21 protein-coding genes are annotated in these 16,744 nt (G+C 38.4%); 17 read left to right on the forward strand and 4 right to left on the reverse strand.

What is annotated here, in order from left to right; all coding sequences use genetic code 11:
• Nucleotides 1-2: 2 nt before the first annotated feature.
• From gspF to AOR04_RS01315, 10 genes are read left to right on the forward strand one after another with little or no spacing between them, the layout of a single operon-like run.
• A complete protein-coding gene (gspF, locus tag AOR04_RS01270) occupies nucleotides 3-1,238 on the forward strand; it encodes a type II secretion system inner membrane protein GspF (protein ID WP_008137591.1) in 1,236 nt (411 codons plus the stop codon).
• Nucleotides 1,239-1,290: 52 nt separating this feature from the next.
• A complete protein-coding gene (gspG, locus tag AOR04_RS01275) occupies nucleotides 1,291-1,713 on the forward strand; it encodes a type II secretion system major pseudopilin GspG (RefSeq protein ID WP_007378576.1) in 423 nt (140 codons plus the stop codon).
• Between the two features lie 49 nt (nucleotides 1,714-1,762).
• Nucleotides 1,763-2,350, forward strand: coding sequence for a prepilin-type N-terminal cleavage/methylation domain-containing protein (locus AOR04_RS01280; RefSeq protein WP_096792300.1), 588 nt, complete (start codon nucleotides 1,763-1,765; stop codon nucleotides 2,348-2,350).
• Complete coding sequence (gene gspI, locus AOR04_RS01285) at nucleotides 2,351-2,725, forward strand: type II secretion system minor pseudopilin GspI (protein ID WP_007378574.1); 375 nt, start codon at nucleotides 2,351-2,353, stop codon at nucleotides 2,723-2,725.
• A complete protein-coding gene (gspJ, locus tag AOR04_RS01290; RefSeq protein ID WP_007378573.1) occupies nucleotides 2,726-3,394 on the forward strand; it encodes a type II secretion system minor pseudopilin GspJ in 669 nt (222 codons plus the stop codon).
• Entirely contained in the window at nucleotides 3,394-4,380 is a 987-nt protein-coding gene (gene gspK, locus AOR04_RS01295) for a type II secretion system minor pseudopilin GspK (RefSeq protein WP_007378572.1), read from the forward strand. The genes gspJ and gspK overlap by 1 nt, the downstream gene beginning before the upstream one ends.
• Complete coding sequence (gene gspL, locus AOR04_RS01300) at nucleotides 4,377-5,585, forward strand: type II secretion system protein GspL (RefSeq protein WP_096792301.1); 1,209 nt, start codon at nucleotides 4,377-4,379, stop codon at nucleotides 5,583-5,585. The genes gspK and gspL overlap by 4 nt, the downstream gene beginning before the upstream one ends.
• Entirely contained in the window at nucleotides 5,582-6,055 is a 474-nt protein-coding gene (gspM, locus tag AOR04_RS01305; protein WP_007378570.1) for a type II secretion system protein GspM, read from the forward strand. Before gspL ends, gspM begins: the two co-directional genes overlap by 4 nt.
• A gap of 3 nt (nucleotides 6,056-6,058) precedes the next feature.
• Complete coding sequence (locus AOR04_RS01310) at nucleotides 6,059-6,817, forward strand: type II secretion system protein N (RefSeq protein ID WP_007378569.1); 759 nt, start codon at nucleotides 6,059-6,061, stop codon at nucleotides 6,815-6,817.
• A gap of 22 nt (nucleotides 6,818-6,839) precedes the next feature.
• Nucleotides 6,840-7,427 carry a UPF0149 family protein gene (locus tag AOR04_RS01315; protein WP_007378568.1) on the forward strand — a complete coding sequence of 196 codons (588 nt, stop codon included), beginning with the start codon at nucleotides 6,840-6,842 and terminating at the stop codon, nucleotides 7,425-7,427.
• A 102-nt stretch (nucleotides 7,428-7,529) separates the two neighbouring features.
• Here the strand turns inward: AOR04_RS01315 and AOR04_RS01320 are convergent, their stop codons facing one another.
• Both AOR04_RS01320 and AOR04_RS01325 read right to left on the reverse strand, forming a co-directional pair.
• On the reverse strand, nucleotides 7,530-7,736 hold the full coding sequence (locus AOR04_RS01320; RefSeq protein WP_007378567.1) for a hypothetical protein: 207 nt from the start codon (nucleotides 7,734-7,736) through the stop codon (nucleotides 7,530-7,532).
• Nucleotides 7,737-7,744: 8 nt separating this feature from the next.
• Entirely contained in the window at nucleotides 7,745-8,095 is a 351-nt protein-coding gene (locus AOR04_RS01325) for a hypothetical protein (protein ID WP_096792302.1), read from the reverse strand.
• A gap of 289 nt (nucleotides 8,096-8,384) precedes the next feature.
• Here AOR04_RS01325 and ccoG point away from each other — a divergent pair, with 289 nt between their 5' ends.
• From ccoG to AOR04_RS01350, 5 genes are all read left to right on the forward strand, one after another.
• On the forward strand, nucleotides 8,385-9,815 hold the full coding sequence (gene ccoG, locus AOR04_RS01330) for a cytochrome c oxidase accessory protein CcoG (RefSeq protein ID WP_007378565.1): 1,431 nt from the start codon (nucleotides 8,385-8,387) through the stop codon (nucleotides 9,813-9,815).
• Between the two features lie 86 nt (nucleotides 9,816-9,901).
• On the forward strand, nucleotides 9,902-10,876 hold the full coding sequence (locus AOR04_RS01335; RefSeq protein ID WP_008137601.1) for a serine/threonine protein kinase: 975 nt from the start codon (nucleotides 9,902-9,904) through the stop codon (nucleotides 10,874-10,876).
• A gap of 34 nt (nucleotides 10,877-10,910) precedes the next feature.
• A complete protein-coding gene (locus AOR04_RS01340; RefSeq protein ID WP_096792303.1) occupies nucleotides 10,911-11,534 on the forward strand; it encodes a thiol:disulfide interchange protein DsbA/DsbL in 624 nt (207 codons plus the stop codon).
• Nucleotides 11,535-11,549: 15 nt separating this feature from the next.
• Complete coding sequence (locus AOR04_RS01345; RefSeq protein WP_096792304.1) at nucleotides 11,550-12,188, forward strand: thiol:disulfide interchange protein DsbA/DsbL; 639 nt, start codon at nucleotides 11,550-11,552, stop codon at nucleotides 12,186-12,188.
• A gap of 59 nt (nucleotides 12,189-12,247) precedes the next feature.
• Nucleotides 12,248-12,700, forward strand: coding sequence for a DUF523 domain-containing protein (locus AOR04_RS01350; RefSeq protein WP_096792305.1), 453 nt, complete (start codon nucleotides 12,248-12,250; stop codon nucleotides 12,698-12,700).
• A 10-nt stretch (nucleotides 12,701-12,710) separates the two neighbouring features.
• Here AOR04_RS01350 and trmA read toward each other — a convergent pair whose 3' ends face one another.
• Nucleotides 12,711-13,808, reverse strand: a complete 1,098-nt coding sequence (gene trmA, locus AOR04_RS01355; protein WP_007378561.1) for a tRNA (uridine(54)-C5)-methyltransferase TrmA — start codon at nucleotides 13,806-13,808, stop codon at nucleotides 12,711-12,713.
• A 162-nt stretch (nucleotides 13,809-13,970) separates the two neighbouring features.
• Between trmA and AOR04_RS01360 the strand changes: the two genes are divergently transcribed.
• Nucleotides 13,971-15,110 carry a DUF5610 domain-containing protein gene (locus AOR04_RS01360; protein WP_096792306.1) on the forward strand — a complete coding sequence of 380 codons (1,140 nt, stop codon included), beginning with the start codon at nucleotides 13,971-13,973 and terminating at the stop codon, nucleotides 15,108-15,110.
• Between the two features lie 65 nt (nucleotides 15,111-15,175).
• Nucleotides 15,176-15,976, forward strand: a complete 801-nt coding sequence (gene murI / locus AOR04_RS01365; RefSeq protein ID WP_096792307.1) for a glutamate racemase — start codon at nucleotides 15,176-15,178, stop codon at nucleotides 15,974-15,976.
• Here murI and AOR04_RS01370 read toward each other — a convergent pair.
• Nucleotides 15,939-16,418, reverse strand: a complete 480-nt coding sequence (locus tag AOR04_RS01370) for an RNA recognition motif domain-containing protein (RefSeq protein WP_007378558.1) — start codon at nucleotides 16,416-16,418, stop codon at nucleotides 15,939-15,941. The two genes, murI and AOR04_RS01370, sit on opposite strands and share 38 nt — an antisense overlap.
• Between the last annotated feature and the right edge of the window lie 326 nt (nucleotides 16,419-16,744).

A 16,744-nucleotide genomic window follows, 5' to 3' on the forward strand; every position in this document is an offset into this window, starting at 1 on the left:
TTATGGCGGCGTTTGAGTATCGTGCTCTCGATGGTAGAGGTAAAGAAAAAAAAGGTATTTTAGAAGCTGATACGGCTAGACAAATACGTCAAGTTTTACGTGAACAAAAGCTAACGCCGCTCGAAGTGGTTCCAGCAGCGCAAAGTGATAAACAAGTTAAAGGTGAAAAAGCTCCTTTATTTGGTAGCTTTTTTAAACCCACTATATCAACATCTGATCTGGCACTTATTACTCGTCAGTTAGCAACGCTGATTCAATCAGCACTGCCAGTTGAAGGTGCGGTAATGGCTGTAGCTGAGCAGTGTGAAAGGCCGCGTTTAAAGCGCATGCTTATGTCAGTACGCTCAAAAGTTGTTGAAGGCTATACGCTTGCTGATGGTATGAGCGAGTTCCCCCATGTATTTGACGATTTATACCGTGCAATGGTTGCCGCAGGTGAAAAGTCGGGCCACCTTGACCAAGTACTTAACCGCTTAGCTGATTACACCGAGCAGCGTCAACATATGCGAAGCCAAATTACTCAAGCAATGGTTTATCCTATTATTTTAGTGGTGTTTGCAATTGGTATTGTGTCGGTTTTATTAGGTACAGTTGTACCTAAAATATTAAAAACCTTCGAAAAGACCAAGCAAGTATTACCTTGGACAACAGAATGGGTAATGGCCGGCAGTCATTTTGTGCAAAATTATTGGTTTATTAGCTTAATTGCTATTACAGGCATAGCTATTGGGATTAAGCATGCATTGAAACAGCCAAAAATACGTTTTTGGTGGGACGATAGGGTGCTGCATATGCCGGGAATTGGCAAAGTTGCACGTGGTGTTAATACAGCTCGTTTTGCACGCACGCTAAGTATTTTATCATCAAGTTCGGTACCTCTACTTGAAGGGATGCGAATATCAGGAGGTGTGTTAGTTAACGAAAAAATTAAGAAAGCAGTTGCTGACGCTTCTGATAGAGTAAGTGAGGGAGCGAGTCTAAGGGCTGCGCTTCAACAAACAAAATTATTCCCACCCATGATGCTGCATATGATAGCCAGTGGTGAAAAATCTGGAGAGTTGGAGCAAATGTTAGAACGTGCTGCAAATAACCAAGATCGCGAATTTGAAAGTATGGTTAATGTGTCGCTTAAGTTATTAGAACCCGCGATGATAGCGTCAATGGCCGTTATTGTACTTTTTATCGTTATGGCAATTTTACAGCCAATTATGGCAATGAATAAAGCCGTTGGGCTTTAACCTAAAATAACTTTTTAATATATTAGTATTTTTAGAATAATGAGGTAATTACGTGAACAAACAATCAGGTTTTTCTTTACTAGAAGTAATGGTGGTACTTGTTATCATCGGAATGATCATGTCAATTGTGGCACCAAATATTATGGGTCAACAAGAAGAGGCTGCTATTGATAAAGCGCATTTAGATATTCAGCAGCTTGAAGATGCAATGAGCCTATACAAGCTTAAAAATAAAAGTTATCCAAGCACAGAGCAAGGTTTAGAAGCCCTTGTTAATAAAACAAGTATTGAGCCTGTTCCTAAACGCTTTCCAGATGGTGGGTTTATCAGTGAACTACCAGAGGATCCTTGGGGTAATACTTATCAGTTAATTAGCCCTGGAGAAGTTGGTAAGTTTGATATTTTCTCTTTTGGCCCAGATGGTGAACCCGGAACCGATGATGATATTGGGAACTGGGATGAAGAAAAACAATAATGCAAATTAAGAGTACATTGTTTTTATGCGTAAATAACGAGAGCTTACTATGCAAGTAAGCTCTACGCGTATAAACGCAAAAACGCGTGGTTTTAGTTTGATCGAAATTTTAGTGGTATTAGTGATTATCGCTTTTGCCACAAAAATGGTGGTATACAGCTTAGAAGGCGGAGCTGAGGATGAGCTAGATACTCAGGCACTTAGGCTGCATACCACCATTAATATGGCGTCAGAATTTGCTATTTTAAATCAGGTAGAGCTTGGTTTTCACTTAGATGACAATGTGTTTGAGTTTTTAGTTTTTGATGGCGAAAAATGGATAATCTTCGATAGAGAAGACTTGTTTAAACCAACGGAGTTTGATGAGCGTTTTAAAGTAACACTTAATCTTGAAGATTTAGCTTGGGCACAAGATAACTTGCTTGAGCAAGCTAACTGGCGTGAGTTAATGAGTGGTGGTGACGAAGATAGTTTGCTGGAACTTAAAAAACTTAAAATTCCAGAAGTACTTATTTTATCATCAGGAGAGGTTAGTGCATTTCAGCTAATACTTGAATTAAAAGAGCAAAGTGAGCCTGTCTATTATATTGAAGGTGAATTTACAGCCCCAGTTAATTTACGTCGAGAACCAGAATAAATGCATAACCATAAAGGTTTCACCTTACTTGAAGTGCTCGTTGCATTGAGTATTTGTGCCATGGCAGGTATTGCCGCTATGCAAGCAACAGGCGAGCATATTCACCATCTATCGACGATTGAAGAGCAAACTTACGCTTCATGGGTTGCTGAGAATGTTTTAATAGAACAGCGCACTAAAGGTGAGCAGTGGCAAGGTAAAAATGGCGCACGAGGCAGTGAAGTAATGGCAGGGATAGAGTGGTTTTGGCAGCAAGAAGTAATTCCTACTGCAGATAAAAATTTTGTAAAACTGACCATTAATGTATTTAGCGATGAAAAGTATGAGCAATCTACTTATGAGCTTACAACCTATTTAAATAAAGGTAAGAAGTAAGTGAAGCAACGTGGATTTACATTACTCGAAGTTATGGTGGCATTGGGGATCTTAGCTTTTGTAATTATTGCTACGCACCAAATATTAGATACCACCACGAGAGCGAAAGATGCCTCAGATGAAAAAATAGCCGAGCTTAATGGACTACAAACTACATTTAGACTGATGGATCAAGATTTTAGCCAAATGACAAAGCGAGCGGTGCGTAATGAATCTGGTGATGTGCAAGAGCTGTATTTATTGGCCGGACGATATGTTCTTGATAGTCAATATGATGGGATTGCTTTTGTACGCGATGGTTGGATAAACCCGATTAATTTACTACCACGCTCTGAACTTCAAGCCGTTGGATATAGGGTTATAGATGATAACTTAGAGCGCGTGTACCGTGTTTATGTCGATCAGCTTGATAACATGGAGCCGCGAGTACAAGTTATTCTAGAAGGGATTGAAGAATTAAAGTTTGAATTTTTAGATGATAAAAATGAATGGCAAGATAAATGGGAAATTAAAGCGTTGCCTAAAGCCGTTGCGGTTACTCTACAGCAAGTTGACGCAGAACCTATTCGTCGTGTGTTTTTAGTGCCGGGGCAAGGGAAAATAGTAGTACCACCAAGTACGAACTCTACTAATACAACCTCAAACAGAACAAGCGGAGGGACTCCTTAATGGATAAGCACTCTTCGCGTGGAGCCGCTTTAGTCATTGTATTATTTATTGTTGCTTTAGCTGCAATTCTAGCTGTAGAAATGAGTGCAAACTTAATGGTGCAAGTCCAAAAAAGTACCAATTTACAAGGGCATCAGCAAGCTAAATGGTATGCCTATGGCGCAGAAGAACTTGCCATTAAAGCCCTTATTCAAAGTAAAAAAGATGATGCAGAAAAAACCACGTTAGAGCAAGTATGGGCAACACAAGGTGATGTGCCTTACCCTGTAGATAACGGTACGTTGAGTGGAAAAATCACTGATTTACAAGCATGCTTAAATTTGAATGCGTTAGCCGTAGAGCCCGATCCAAACAGCGCAGAAAAAACAAACCCAGCGCACAAAGCTTTGTTTGCTCTTCTTGAAAATATAGATGATTTACCAGCGAATGAATCAGAAGAGGCGATGGCCGATAGTGTATTTGATTGGCTTGATAGCGATAGCATAACCTATCGCTCTGGCGCTGAAGAAGACGAGTACTTATCACGTGAATTCCCATATATGACTGCAAATAGTTTATTCGCTTCTACATCAGAGTTGCGTTTAGTTAAAGGGTTTAATCCTTTAGTAATGGAAAAGGTATTACCTTATATATGTGTTATTCCTGGCAGCAAGCTGCTTTCTATTAACGTAAATACATTAGCACCAGAGCAAGCACTTATACTTAGCGCATTAATTGATGAGCTTAGTTTATCAGGAGCTGAAGCGGTTATTGCCGCGCGTCCGCAGGCGGGCTTTGATAGTAAAGATGAGTTTTTTGAAGTGGTTCAGCAACAAGGCGGAAAAAACGTCAAAGCTGTTGAAAACTTATTTGATATGAAGAGTAGTTATTTTAAATTACAAACGCAGGCAAATTTCGTTGACCTGCGTTTTTCGATGACCACCTTACTGTACGCCGAAAATGGCGACGTAACGATACTGGCGCGAAAATTTGGAGGCGTACAGTGACAGAGATACTGTTGATCCGCACGGGTCAAACTGAACAAGATAGCCTTAATTGGTTAATTTATTCACCGCAAGAACAAGAAATAATAGCAAGTGGTGAACTATTAAATGCGAGTCACTTAAGTGAGCTGAGCGAGAAAGCACAAAGTCGGGAAGTGATCGTATTGCTTCCTTGCGATCAGGTGCAACTGAAAACAGTCATTTTGCCAACAAAGTGGAATCGCAAATTAGAACAAGCTTTACCCTATATGCTTGAAGAAGATATAGCGTGTGATGTCGATGAGTTATTTATTGCTGTTGGTGAGTCAACAATGGTTGGCGAACAGCACGCAGTTCGAATTGCAATGACTGACAGAGAATGGTTTGAGCAATGGTTAGCACTATTTAACGAACATCACTTAGCGGTATATACAATTATTCCTGATGCCCTATTACTCCCTTTTGCTGATAACGATATAGTCACTGCAATAGAGCTTAATAATCAGTGGTTATTTAAGCAAGGCCAATGGCATATCAGTGCTGTAGAAACCAGTTGGTTAAACGGTTACTTATCAGCCATGGGTAATCCTGAAATCAAACATTTTAGCCCTGCTAATCACTTTCCTGAGAGTGTAAATTTGCAAGCACAAACGAGTGATTACGATTTACCGTTGGCATTATTTGCAAAGCAGCTTGGACAGATTAAATTTAATCTTCGCCAAGGGACGTATCAGCTTAAAAAGAAAAGTACATTGTGGTGGGGATACTGGCAAAGTGCGGCAATTATTGCCGGCGTTGCTTTAGCGTCAACAATCGCAATAAAGGCGTTAGAGTTGCATCAATTAAATACCAAAGTTGATATAGCAAAAGCACAAGTTGTAGAACGCTATCAAAATGCATTTCCAGGTACTAAAGTACGCCCACAGCTAATTAAGAGCCAAATTAATGGTGCACTAAAAAAAGTACAAGGTACAAGTGATGCTGGGTTTTTAGATTTAACAGCTCAGTTAGTAGATGTTTTTTCGCAAGTGAGTGAATTTACCCCCGAGACGCTTCGCTACGATAAACGTCGTAATGAGTTACGCATTCGTGCCCGAGCTAAAGACTTTCAAACTTTTGGTAAAGTTAAAAGTATTCTTGAAAAGCAGGGCTTGACCGTAGAACAGGGATCACTAAACAATGATGGTGACTTTGTTGTAGGTGAAATAAAACTGCGAGGTGCAGTATGAAAAAGCAGTTAATACAATATTGGCGTTCGCTAAAAGAACAAGAGCAACAATTAGTTGTTGGTGCTGGTGGCGTGTTTATTATTTTTGTATTAGTAATGGGAATTTTTAGACCATTAAATAATGCAATTGAGCGAGCTGAAAAATCACAAATTAAGCAGCAAGAGTTATTAGTTTGGGTCGATGAAAGTATTGTTAAGCTTAAAGCCGCAGGTAATACGCGAATAGAAAGCAACCAAAACTTAAGCCAGATAGTTAACTCAACGCGTAGTCGTTATAATATCAGTATTAGTAAAATGCAGCCAAGTGATAGTTCATTACGTTTAACACTTGATTCCGTAGAGTTTAACCAGTTAATAGAATGGCTTGACGAATTGGTGAATCAGCATGGTTTACGTGTCGAAAATTTAGATTTAAGTCGTGATGATAAATCGGGCTACGTTCGTGTAAGTCGTTTGGTATTAGAGAATTAATTAATGAAAAAAATAATAACGTTATCGATTGTCTTTTTACTTAGTTTTATCGTGTTTTGTATTATGAAATTACCGGCAGCTATTGCGCTTGATATCGCAAAGCCGTATTTACCAAAACAATTAGAAATAGGGCAAACTGTAGGTACTGTCTGGCAAGGTCAAATGATGCAGGTCCGTTTTGATGACGAGCAGTTAAATAATGTCCGTTGGGATATTGCTGGCTGGCAGTTATTTATAGGTAAACTAAATACTAATGTAAAATTTGGCAATGCACGTGAGCGCAGTGATATTTCGGGTTATGCGGATGTAAGCTATGGGCTTTTTAATAAGGAAGTTATAGTGACTGATGGACTTGTTCGTTCGACAGTAGAGCGTGCAATGCAACGAGTGCGACTTCCTCTGCCTGTAACCGCTAAAGGGCGTGTAATTTTGGAAATTGATGAATACAGCACCGGTGCACCATATTGTGATTCATTAAAGGGTGAAATAGCGAGTCCTAATATTGACGTACAAGGCTTAAATGGGTGGTTTAATATTGGCCCTCTGGCTGGTAAATTAAGCTGTAAGTCGGGCGATATTGCTATATTAATTGATCCAGATAATACGTTAGGCCTTGAGGCTGATGCTACACTTAAAGCTAATTTTGACTTCAGAGTCGCGGGCTATGTTAAACCTGATGCCAGTCTTCCAAAAGATGTACATGATGCGGTTAAGTTTTTGGGTCGTCCAGATAATCAAGGTCGTTACCCGCTCAATTTTTAATATTTACTAATAAAGAGTTTTAATGCAATTACCTCAATTTACTGAGTTGCACGCGAAGCAGCTCAGCACATTTTTAGATACCCAGCCCCAAGCAATGACATTATTACAAAGCCAAGGTTATTTGTTTGGCGTAATTTGCTCTCCTGAACCACTTGATGTGCATGAATGGCTCGATACAATATTATCAAATAAAGCCAATGATTTAGACGAAGAGACATTGTTTTTGTTTATGGCGCTATATCATCAAATTAGCGAACAGGTGTTTGAAGCTGGTTATAAATTGCCTGCTAATTATGATATTTATTTTTGTAAAAGCTGGAGTGAAGGTTTTTTACAAGCAACCACAATGTACACTCAAAAACTGCTAGATGCCCCACAATTAGAAGTACAATATAAAGAAGCACTAGAGAGCGCTCAAGCTACACTGAGCTTTTTTGCACTCGATGAGCAAATTATTAGCCAAATTGCAGCACAAAATTTAATGGATGAACAGTTACTCTGTTTACAGCAATATGAGCTAATGGGCGATTTTGCTTTAGGTTTTGCTGAACTTGTTGAGATTGTAGCGCTTAATAGTGGCTTATATACAGACGAAGGCTGGGACGACTAGGTGTACTTTTAGTGCTCAGGTTATTTTTATTACGTGGGCCTATTGCAAGTAAATTCAACGTTAAATAGCGGCTTGGGATTGGTTTATTATCCAAAATTCAGATTAAGTACCCAATTCCAGAATAATGTCAGTACAACCTTGCTTACACCTTACTACTCCTTTACCAGCTTCGGTGGTCGCTAGGTTTAGCGTTAAAACACCACTGCACTTCTCGCACTTTAGTGTTTTTCCCTGCGCTAGTTTTTTAAGCATGTTGCGCTGTTTATGAAACGAGTCACTGGCTTTCTTATTTAATTTTGAAAAATCCATTACTTTGCTCACCTTTGTTCTAACGCTTCAGATATTATTTTACATACAGTATTTAAACGCTCATCGTAAAAATATAGGTTTAACTCACGCTCACGACAATAACGTAAATTAAACAACTGCACTGACTCGTCTGTTGTAAAGGTTTTCTCTACGTACTCTTTCCCTGAGTCAGACAGTCTTAATTGTGATTTTATACGGCTTTTAGTCATATTAGCTGCGGGGCTGCGATTGACTTTAGTTGTCTCGCTTAAAAAACTAATACCTTCACCTAGTAATTTCTCTCGAGGCTCTTTTATAAGTGGATGATCGATCGTAAAAAAAGCAAGGATCATTAACACCAGTATTATAAATTTTTTCATGAGCACGTAAACCTTGATCTGAATGAGGTTGAATTACCATGCAGTGTAATAAAATGCATTTTAAAAGCAAGTAACTGAGATGAATAAATTATTAGCGATCTATGCCAGTAATTTTAATCAATATTGGTATAATGCTTAATAGCAATCAGATGTTTCTGAAATATCTGAAAGTATTCAAATGATGATTTATCAAACTGATCATGCCTAGCAAGTAACTTGCTACACTTTACTGTATAGGGCATTTGAATATTGCTAAACTTTTATTTCCAAGCGGCGTTGAGGAACTTCGATGGACAAACAAATTAAAGTAAAGAACATTCCTGTGGAGGTAAAAATCCAAAAACCGGATTTAAGCCGTCAAGATGACAGGTTTAATCCCCGAAATCGTATTTATGTGCGAGCAGTGAAAGGTCTTCATCAATTATTAAGGCAGCGTATTGGTTTTTTAGGTTTGCTTGCATTTATGGCACTACCATGGATTAATTTTAACGACCAACAAGCTGTGCTGTTTGATTTAATCGGGCAAAAATATAATATTTTTGGTTTAACGTTGTGGCCACAAGATTTCACCATACTCGCGTTCATTTTTATGTTGGCAGCATTTGCGCTGTTTTTAGTGACCACCTTCTATGGGCGAGTGTGGTGTGGCTACACATGTCCACAAACTGTTTGGACCTTTATTTTTATTTGGTTCGAAGAGAAGTTTGAAGGCACGGCTAATCAACGTAAAAAACTTGATCAACGGCCCATGAATTTTGATAAGTTTTGGCGTAAAACGGCAAAACATACTAGTTGGGTATTATTTTCGTTATATACCGCTATTTCCTTTGTCGGTTACTTTACGCCGATAAGAGAGTTACTTCCTGATTTTGTAACGTTTAACGTAGGCGGTTATGCATTAGTAAGCATTATATTCTTTGCTGTGTGTACCTATGGCAATGCCGGTTGGATGCGAGAAATTATGTGTTTACACATTTGTCCTTACTCACGTTTTCAATCAGCTATGTTTGATAAAGACACATACACAGTAACGTACGATGAAAGCCGAGGTGAAAGCCGTGGTCCTCGTTCACGTAAAGTAGACCATAAAGATTTAGAACTAGGCGACTGTATAGACTGTAATTTATGTGTTCAAGTATGCCCAACGGGTATTGATATTAGAAATGGGCTACAAGCTGAGTGTATAAACTGTGGCGCGTGTATTGATGCGTGTGATGGCGTAATGGATAAAATGGAATATCCGCGTGGGCTTATTTCATATACGACAGAGCGAAACCTCGAAACACCTGAAAATAAAACTAATCCACTACGCGCTAAAATCATTGGTTACACAGTTATACTTGTTGTGCTTACGGGGGCGCTTGTAGCTAATATCGCACTGCGTAAAACAATGGACTTTGATATCATTCGTGACCGAAACCAATTATATCGTGTCGATTTTGATGGTTTAGTAGAGAACACCTATACATTAAAGGTAATTAACAAGGCGCAGTACGAGCAAACCTTTAATATTAAAGTACAAGGGTTAGATAACTTTAAATATATTGGTAAGCAGTCATTTACAGTGCAGGCAGGGCAATCTCATAATGTGCCATTGTCGCTTGTAATGGATCCTTATGATTTGAAGGCGCCGATGACAGAGTTTAACTTTGTGCTTTCACCGGTAGATGCGCCGGATGAGACAATATCGCAGTCGAGTAACTTTTTTAAAGCGCGATAATCACAACCTACCTTAAATAGGTAAGTTGATATAGCAATTAACAAAAGCGGGTATATAACCCGCTTTTTATTTTATATAAGAAGAGTATGAGTAAATTTAGTTTTATTGACTTAACACCCGACCTAATACTCGATGCAATAGAAAGCGTAGGTGTGTACGCCGAATCTGGTTTATTGGCGCTCAATAGCTATGAAAACAGAGTGTACCAATTTAAAGCCGATGATGGCCTGCGTTACGTAGTGAAGTTTTATCGCCCAGAGCGATGGAGTAAAGAGCAAATTCAAGAAGAGCATGACTTTGCATTTGAACTAGCAGAAGCGGAAGTACCCGTTGTTGCCCCTATTTTATATAATGGGCAAAGCTTGTTTGAACACGAAGGGTATTTGTTTGTGTTGTTTCCAAGTGTAGGCGGGCGTTTATTTGAGGTTGATAATTTAGATCAGCTTGATGTAATGGGGCGATTAATTGGCCGTATGCACCAAGTAGCTAAAACAAAACCTTTTACTTACAGGCCAACAGTTACCTGTGATGAGTATTTGCATACAGCCAAAGTTCATCTTCAAAAAAGTAACTTAGTGCCCATGGGAATAAATACTGCCTTTTATACTATTTTAGATTTAGTGATAGAGCAGGCGCAAAAACAGTATAAAGATGTGCAAAGTATTCGCTTACATGGTGACTGCCACGTTGGTAATATTTTGTGGGCGGGTGATGCGCTAATGTTTGTTGATTTAGATGATAGCCGTCAAGGTCCTGCAATCCAAGATTTATGGATGATGCTCAGTGGCGATAGAGCGACGCAACTGTTACAGTTAGACACCCTTGTAAATGCGTATGAAGAGTTTTGTGATTTTGATCACTCTCAACTCAAATTAATTGAACCGCTGCGAGCAATGCGTATTATCCATTATATGGGATGGGTAGCTAAACGATGGAGCGATCCTGCCTTTGTGCGGAATTTTACATGGTTTGCTGATGACAAATACTGGGAGCAACAAATTTTAGCACTGAAGGAGCAACTTGCAGCACTGCAAGAAGCGCCGTTAAAGTTATTGCCGTAATATTTTATTTAAAGACAAGTACAACGAGATACAAATGCTTAAAAAATTAAAACTAGGCCTACTACTTCTTTGTTTACCATTTGCGGCATTTGCTGCACAATTTGAAGCTGATAATCAATATACAATTATTAATGCAGAGAAAAGTAAAACACCACAAGTGACGGAATTTTTTTCATATTATTGCCCGCATTGCTTTAAGTTTGAACCTGTTGCTCAGGCAATAGAAAAAAGCTTACCAACAGGTGCAACGTTTATTAAAAATCATGTTAACTTTTTAGGTGGTGTTTCACCACAGGCGCAAACCAATCTGAGCTTTGCCTATCTGATTGCCAAAAAACATGGGCAAGAAGATACTATCACAGAGCAAATATTTAAAAGTATTCATGTTCAACGTGCACCATTGACTGAGATGAAAGATTTGAAAAAACTTTTAGAAGTAAATGGCATTGATAGCGAAACGTTTGATAAAGATATGGCAAGCATGCCTATTATTTCAGCTGAGCGTGCATTACAAGATAATCAAAACAAATATTCAAAATTAGGCGCACTTACAGGTGTACCTACTTTTATTGTTAACGATAAATATAAAATTAATATTAATACAATTAAAAGCCAACAACAGTTTGATGAACTAGTTGCGTTTTTATTAGCCTTATAATTTCGGAGCATAATAATGATTAAATTAGTTAAAGCAGGTTTGCTTGCAGTATTACTTCCTATGGCAGCAACAAGCTTTGCAGCAACGTATGAAGAAGGCGTGCATTACGACGTTGTTTCTGAGCGTGCAACTAAAAAGCCAGAAGTTAAAGAGTTTTTCTCATTTTACTGCCCTGCATGTAATAACATGGAGGCACTAATTGGTGAGTTTAAGCCTAAGCTTGATAAAAACGTTAAATTTAAAAAGAGTCATGTTGATTTTGTAGGTGTACGTGATCCAGAAAACCAACAGATGATGAGCCAAGCACTTGCGACAGCTGAAGTATTCCCACAGAAAGATCAGATTATTTCTGCAATCTTTAATCATATCCATACAAAGCGCGCTAAATTTAATGAGCTTGCAGATGTAAAAGATATATTTGTAGCGCAGGGCGTTGATGGTGATAAGTTTGATAAGCTGTTTAAAAGCTTCTCGGTACGTACGCTGAGCTCTAAAATGAAACGCGATCAAGACTACTTTAAAGAAAAAGGCGCACTACGTGGAGTACCTACCTTTATTGTAAATGGTAAGTACAAATTAAACCTAGGTCGTGAGTCGGGTATTACTGAACCAGAAGATATTGGAAAATTAATTAATTACCTAGCTAATAAATAAATTTAACCAAAATAAAAAAAGCTCCTTAAGGAGCTTTTTTACTTTATAAGGATATAGCGATGGAAAAAATATTAGTATCGAGTTGTTTGCTAGGGCAGCCTGTTCGCTACGATGGTAGAGGACACACAATTTTGCATCCACAGCTTAATTTGTGGCAAAAACAAAATAGATTAATTGTGTTTTGTCCTGAGGTCGCTGGTGGGCTTCCTACTCCTAGATCTCCTGCTGAAATAATACAGGGGAGTGTAGTTACTAATTTAGGAGAAGATGTAACAGAGCAGTTTCAAACTGGAGCTAATATAGCGCTAGAACTCTGTAAAAAGAATCAAGTGCGTTTGGCTCTACTTAAAGAATCGAGCCCTTCTTGCGGACGAAATACAATATATGATGGAAAGCATCGCGGAGTAAAAATCGAAGGTCTAGGTTTAACTACAGCATTATTAATAAAAAATGGTATTCAAGTATTTAGTGAAGAGCAAATACCAGCACTTATAAAAGTACTGGCACTTTAATTTTGGCTGGTTATTTGCGTTGTAAGAAAACGCCCGACTCAATGTGATGTGTATATGGGAACTGATCAAATATAGCAAAGCGCTTAACGTTGTGCGTACGTGTTAAGTGATCAAGGTCACGCTCAAGGGTTTCAGGGTTACACGATATATAAATTATGCTTTCGTAGTTAGCCACTAAGTCACATGTTAATTCATCCATGCCCGCGCGCGGTGGATCAACTAATATGGTTTGGCAGTCATAGCTTTTAAGGTCAATACCATCTAAACGAGAGAAAGTACGCTCGCCATTCATTGCTTGAGTAAACTCTTCACTCGACATACGAATAATATCTAAGTTCTCTACGTTATTTTTAGCAATATTGTATTGAGCAGAATGAACAGATGATTTTGATATTTCTGTTGCTAATACTTTATTAAAACAGCCCGCTAACGCAATTGAAAAGTTACCGTTACCGCAATACAGCTCTAATAAATCATTTTTAAGTGGTTTACATAAATCTTGCGCCCACTCCAGCATATTAATATTTACTTTTGCATTAGGCTGAGTAAAGCTATTTTCTACTTGTTGATATATAAGCTCTTGACCATTAACTGTTAAACGTTCAGTTACAAAGTCATCACCTAGTACTTCTTTTTGTTTGCGAGCACGGCCTATAAAGTCAATTTTGTATTTACTGCTAAGCTTTTCTTTAAGTGCTTTAATTTCACTTAACCATTCATCATCCAGTGGTTTGTGATAAAGCAAGCTTACTAAAATTTCACCGCTTAGCGTTGATAGGTAATCGATTTGAAATAACTTACGGCGTAATATTTCACAAGGCTTGAGGCTTTCAATCATCACTTGCATTATTTCACCTACTAAAGGTGCTGCTGGATCAAATGTATCAACACGGATTTTTTCTTTTGTTTGTTGATCAAACATAATGTGAAACAGATCGTCACCGTCGTGCCATACTCTAAATTCAGCACGTTGGCGGTAGTTAGTTGGCTCTGAGCTAAATACTTCTAGTTGCTCCACACCAAAACGTTGAAACTGCGCACTAATACGCTGCTCTTTTTCACTTAACTGCGCTTGGTACTGTGTGGTATCTATTTTAATAACTGCCATTAACGCTACTACCTTATCTAAGATCTGTTTATCGGCGCTATTGTAGGGAGCGCTGCGTATTTGTCTAGTTTTGGCTAGCATTTATGCTGTTTTATTGCACATTGTACTTTAGTTTTTATTGTTATAGCCGATAATAAATTACGCACGCTTAGGAGATGTAACATGAAAATAGGTAACTATGGCTTCACGCCAAACAACAACATTAATAAATTCAATAATAAAGCAGATATACAGCAACCTACTATTCAATCTCCCCAAGATAGTTACCAGCAACGTGGCAAAGAATTAGCTGCAAAAGTGCTTGGCGATAAAATGGCTGAGCAGCTTGGATTGCCTATCGCAGAAAAAAAAGCAGACAAACCACTATTTGATTTTGATGAAATCGTAAAAAACGTACTCGATTTTGTCAGCGGCGCTGTAAATAAAGCAAAAGCTAATGGCGCTAATGATGAAAATCTTAAAGACATGTTAGGCGACGCGCGCAAAGGAGTCCAAATAGGGATTGACGACGCTGTTGATGAACTCAAAGGTACAGGTGTATTTAATGACGAAATGGAAGAGGGCATCAATAAGTCCAAAGAGGGAATTTACAATGGGCTTGATAAATTTGAAGAGTCGCTATTTAATCCACAACCTGCCAGCGTAAATATAAGTCAGGCTCAATATGTCAGTATGACTAGCAATGCAGAGTATAAATTCACTACCGCAGAAGGCGATGAGGTAAGTATTAGCTTTGCGGATGCATTTGAATCTCAATCGGCGAGTGGCTATCAGAGAAACAGTGATAGTGAATCGTTTGCAAGCTCATCATCGCAATATCGACAGGTATCATTTTCGATGTCGGTTAATGGTGACTTAAATGAGCAAGAGCAAGAAGCGATTAATGCGATGATGGAAGACTTACAAGATTTAAGTAAAACCTTTTTTGGTGGTGATTTAGATGAAGCATTTGAACAAGCACAAGAGCTGAGTTTAGACAGCGATCAGCTGGTGGCTTTTTCTATGGATTTACGCCAAACAAAAACAATAGCCACAGTTAAAAGTTACGAAGAATATAAACCAGCACCAGAAAAACAAGTAGCAGAGGGTTTAGCCCCTTTTAATGACGACCTTAAAAGTGCTTTTGAAAAAGCGGGTGAACTTGGATTACAAAATCAACTAGCTGGCATTCTACAATGGTTAAATCAAGATCAGGAACAAATAGATAAGTTAGTAGATTACACAAAGTCTATGTTCGAAAACCTTAATCAATTAAATTCAGCGGCCGATGATCTTGCCGATTTAGAAACCACACAAAGCTAAACTACTTTCTTTTATAAATACCTCATGGCAAACTGCCGTTCTTAAAGTAAAGTGGGAACGGTAGTTTGTCAGCGCATATAATGGTCTTTGATTCAGGTATTGGTGGAACTACCGTACTTGAACATATAAAGCAAAGTATCCCCAATGCTCAGTACAGCTATTTTATGGATAATGCATTCCTACCTTATGGTGCTCAATCCCAACAAACAATAATCAACCGATTGTGCTCACTTATTCATTTCATCAAAGCCAACACGCTTGACGTTGATTTAATAGTAATAGCGTGTAATACGGCTTCTACATCTGCACTTAGTGCTGTTCGCCAAGTGACAGATATTCCTATAGTAGGTGTTGTGCCAGCAATAAAGCCTGCCGCAGAATTAACACGCTCAAATCATATTGGCTTATTAGCCACACCAGCCACGGTCGCCAGTTCATACACTAAAACATTAATTGCTGAACATGCACGTAATGTAATCGTTAATCTATATAGCAGTGTGGAGTTAGTCACATTAGCTGAGCAACACTTTTTTACAGACTATTTAGATACAAACAAGTTGCACCAAGTGCTTGATGGCCTAAATATAGATAAAGCTATAGATGTACTTGTACTAGGGTGTACGCACTTTCCGATATTAGTAGAGCCGATTAGTCAGTATTTTGAAGGGAATGTAAAATTACTTGATTCAGGTGTAGCGATAGCAAACAGAGTCAACTACCTACTTAACCAACTTAACCTATGTGTGAATAAGCGAACAGACATAAAAAAGCCGCTGCAATATTATGCAACGGCTGATGTGTTTAGCAATAAGCTAGCGGTAAAGCTAGTTACACTGACTGATCCGTCTCAGTACGTAGAGCATTAGAATCGTCTTCTTGTTTTTGTTTTGCTTCACGTACTTTTAAAGTACGTTGTTGGAACTCGCTATCGTTCAAGTTAGCAATTGCATTGTCTGCATCAGCTTGTGCCATTTCAACAAAACCAAAACCACGACGCTTGCCAGTATTTTTATCCTTTAATAAACGAACATTGAATACTTTGCCTTGTTCTTCAAATAATGCACGAACAACACCTTCATTTGCGCGGTAAGGAAGGTTACCAACATAGAGAGTCTTTGTTTTTACTTCGGCTTCTTCAGTTACATCAGACGACATTGCTGCAATAACAAGTGCGCCTACTAACAAACCAACACCAAATAGAAGCGCAGGGTCTAGTGCCAGGCTTGCTAAAGCAAACTTAACAACAACAAAACCAACTACAGCAAGAATAACAGAGAAGATAAAAGCTTTTTGATCGGGTAATTTCATTTTAGATCTACCAATAAACAGGAAATAAACATTAATTTAACATTGTGAACTTGCTATCTTAACGTCTTAATTGAACATAGCAATGATATTTGTATTAAATAATAAAGAAGAGCACAAAAAAACATCGTTTTACTAAGGTTTTAATATGATTTCACTCGGTTCTGTTCTATTTTTGTTCGAACAGTAAAAAGATCTAAAAAAAGGGTTGATCTGTTTTCGGATCTCCCTATAATGCGACCCCACTGAGACGGGAAACGCCGAAGCATAGCAAGGCACGAACTAATCAGAGAGTTAAATAAAACTTCGGTTTTAAATCTTCTAAAAAG

The organism is Pseudoalteromonas sp. 1_2015MBL_MicDiv (assembly GCF_002407505.1).
GTDB lineage: Bacteria > Pseudomonadota > Gammaproteobacteria > Enterobacterales > Alteromonadaceae > Pseudoalteromonas > Pseudoalteromonas fuliginea.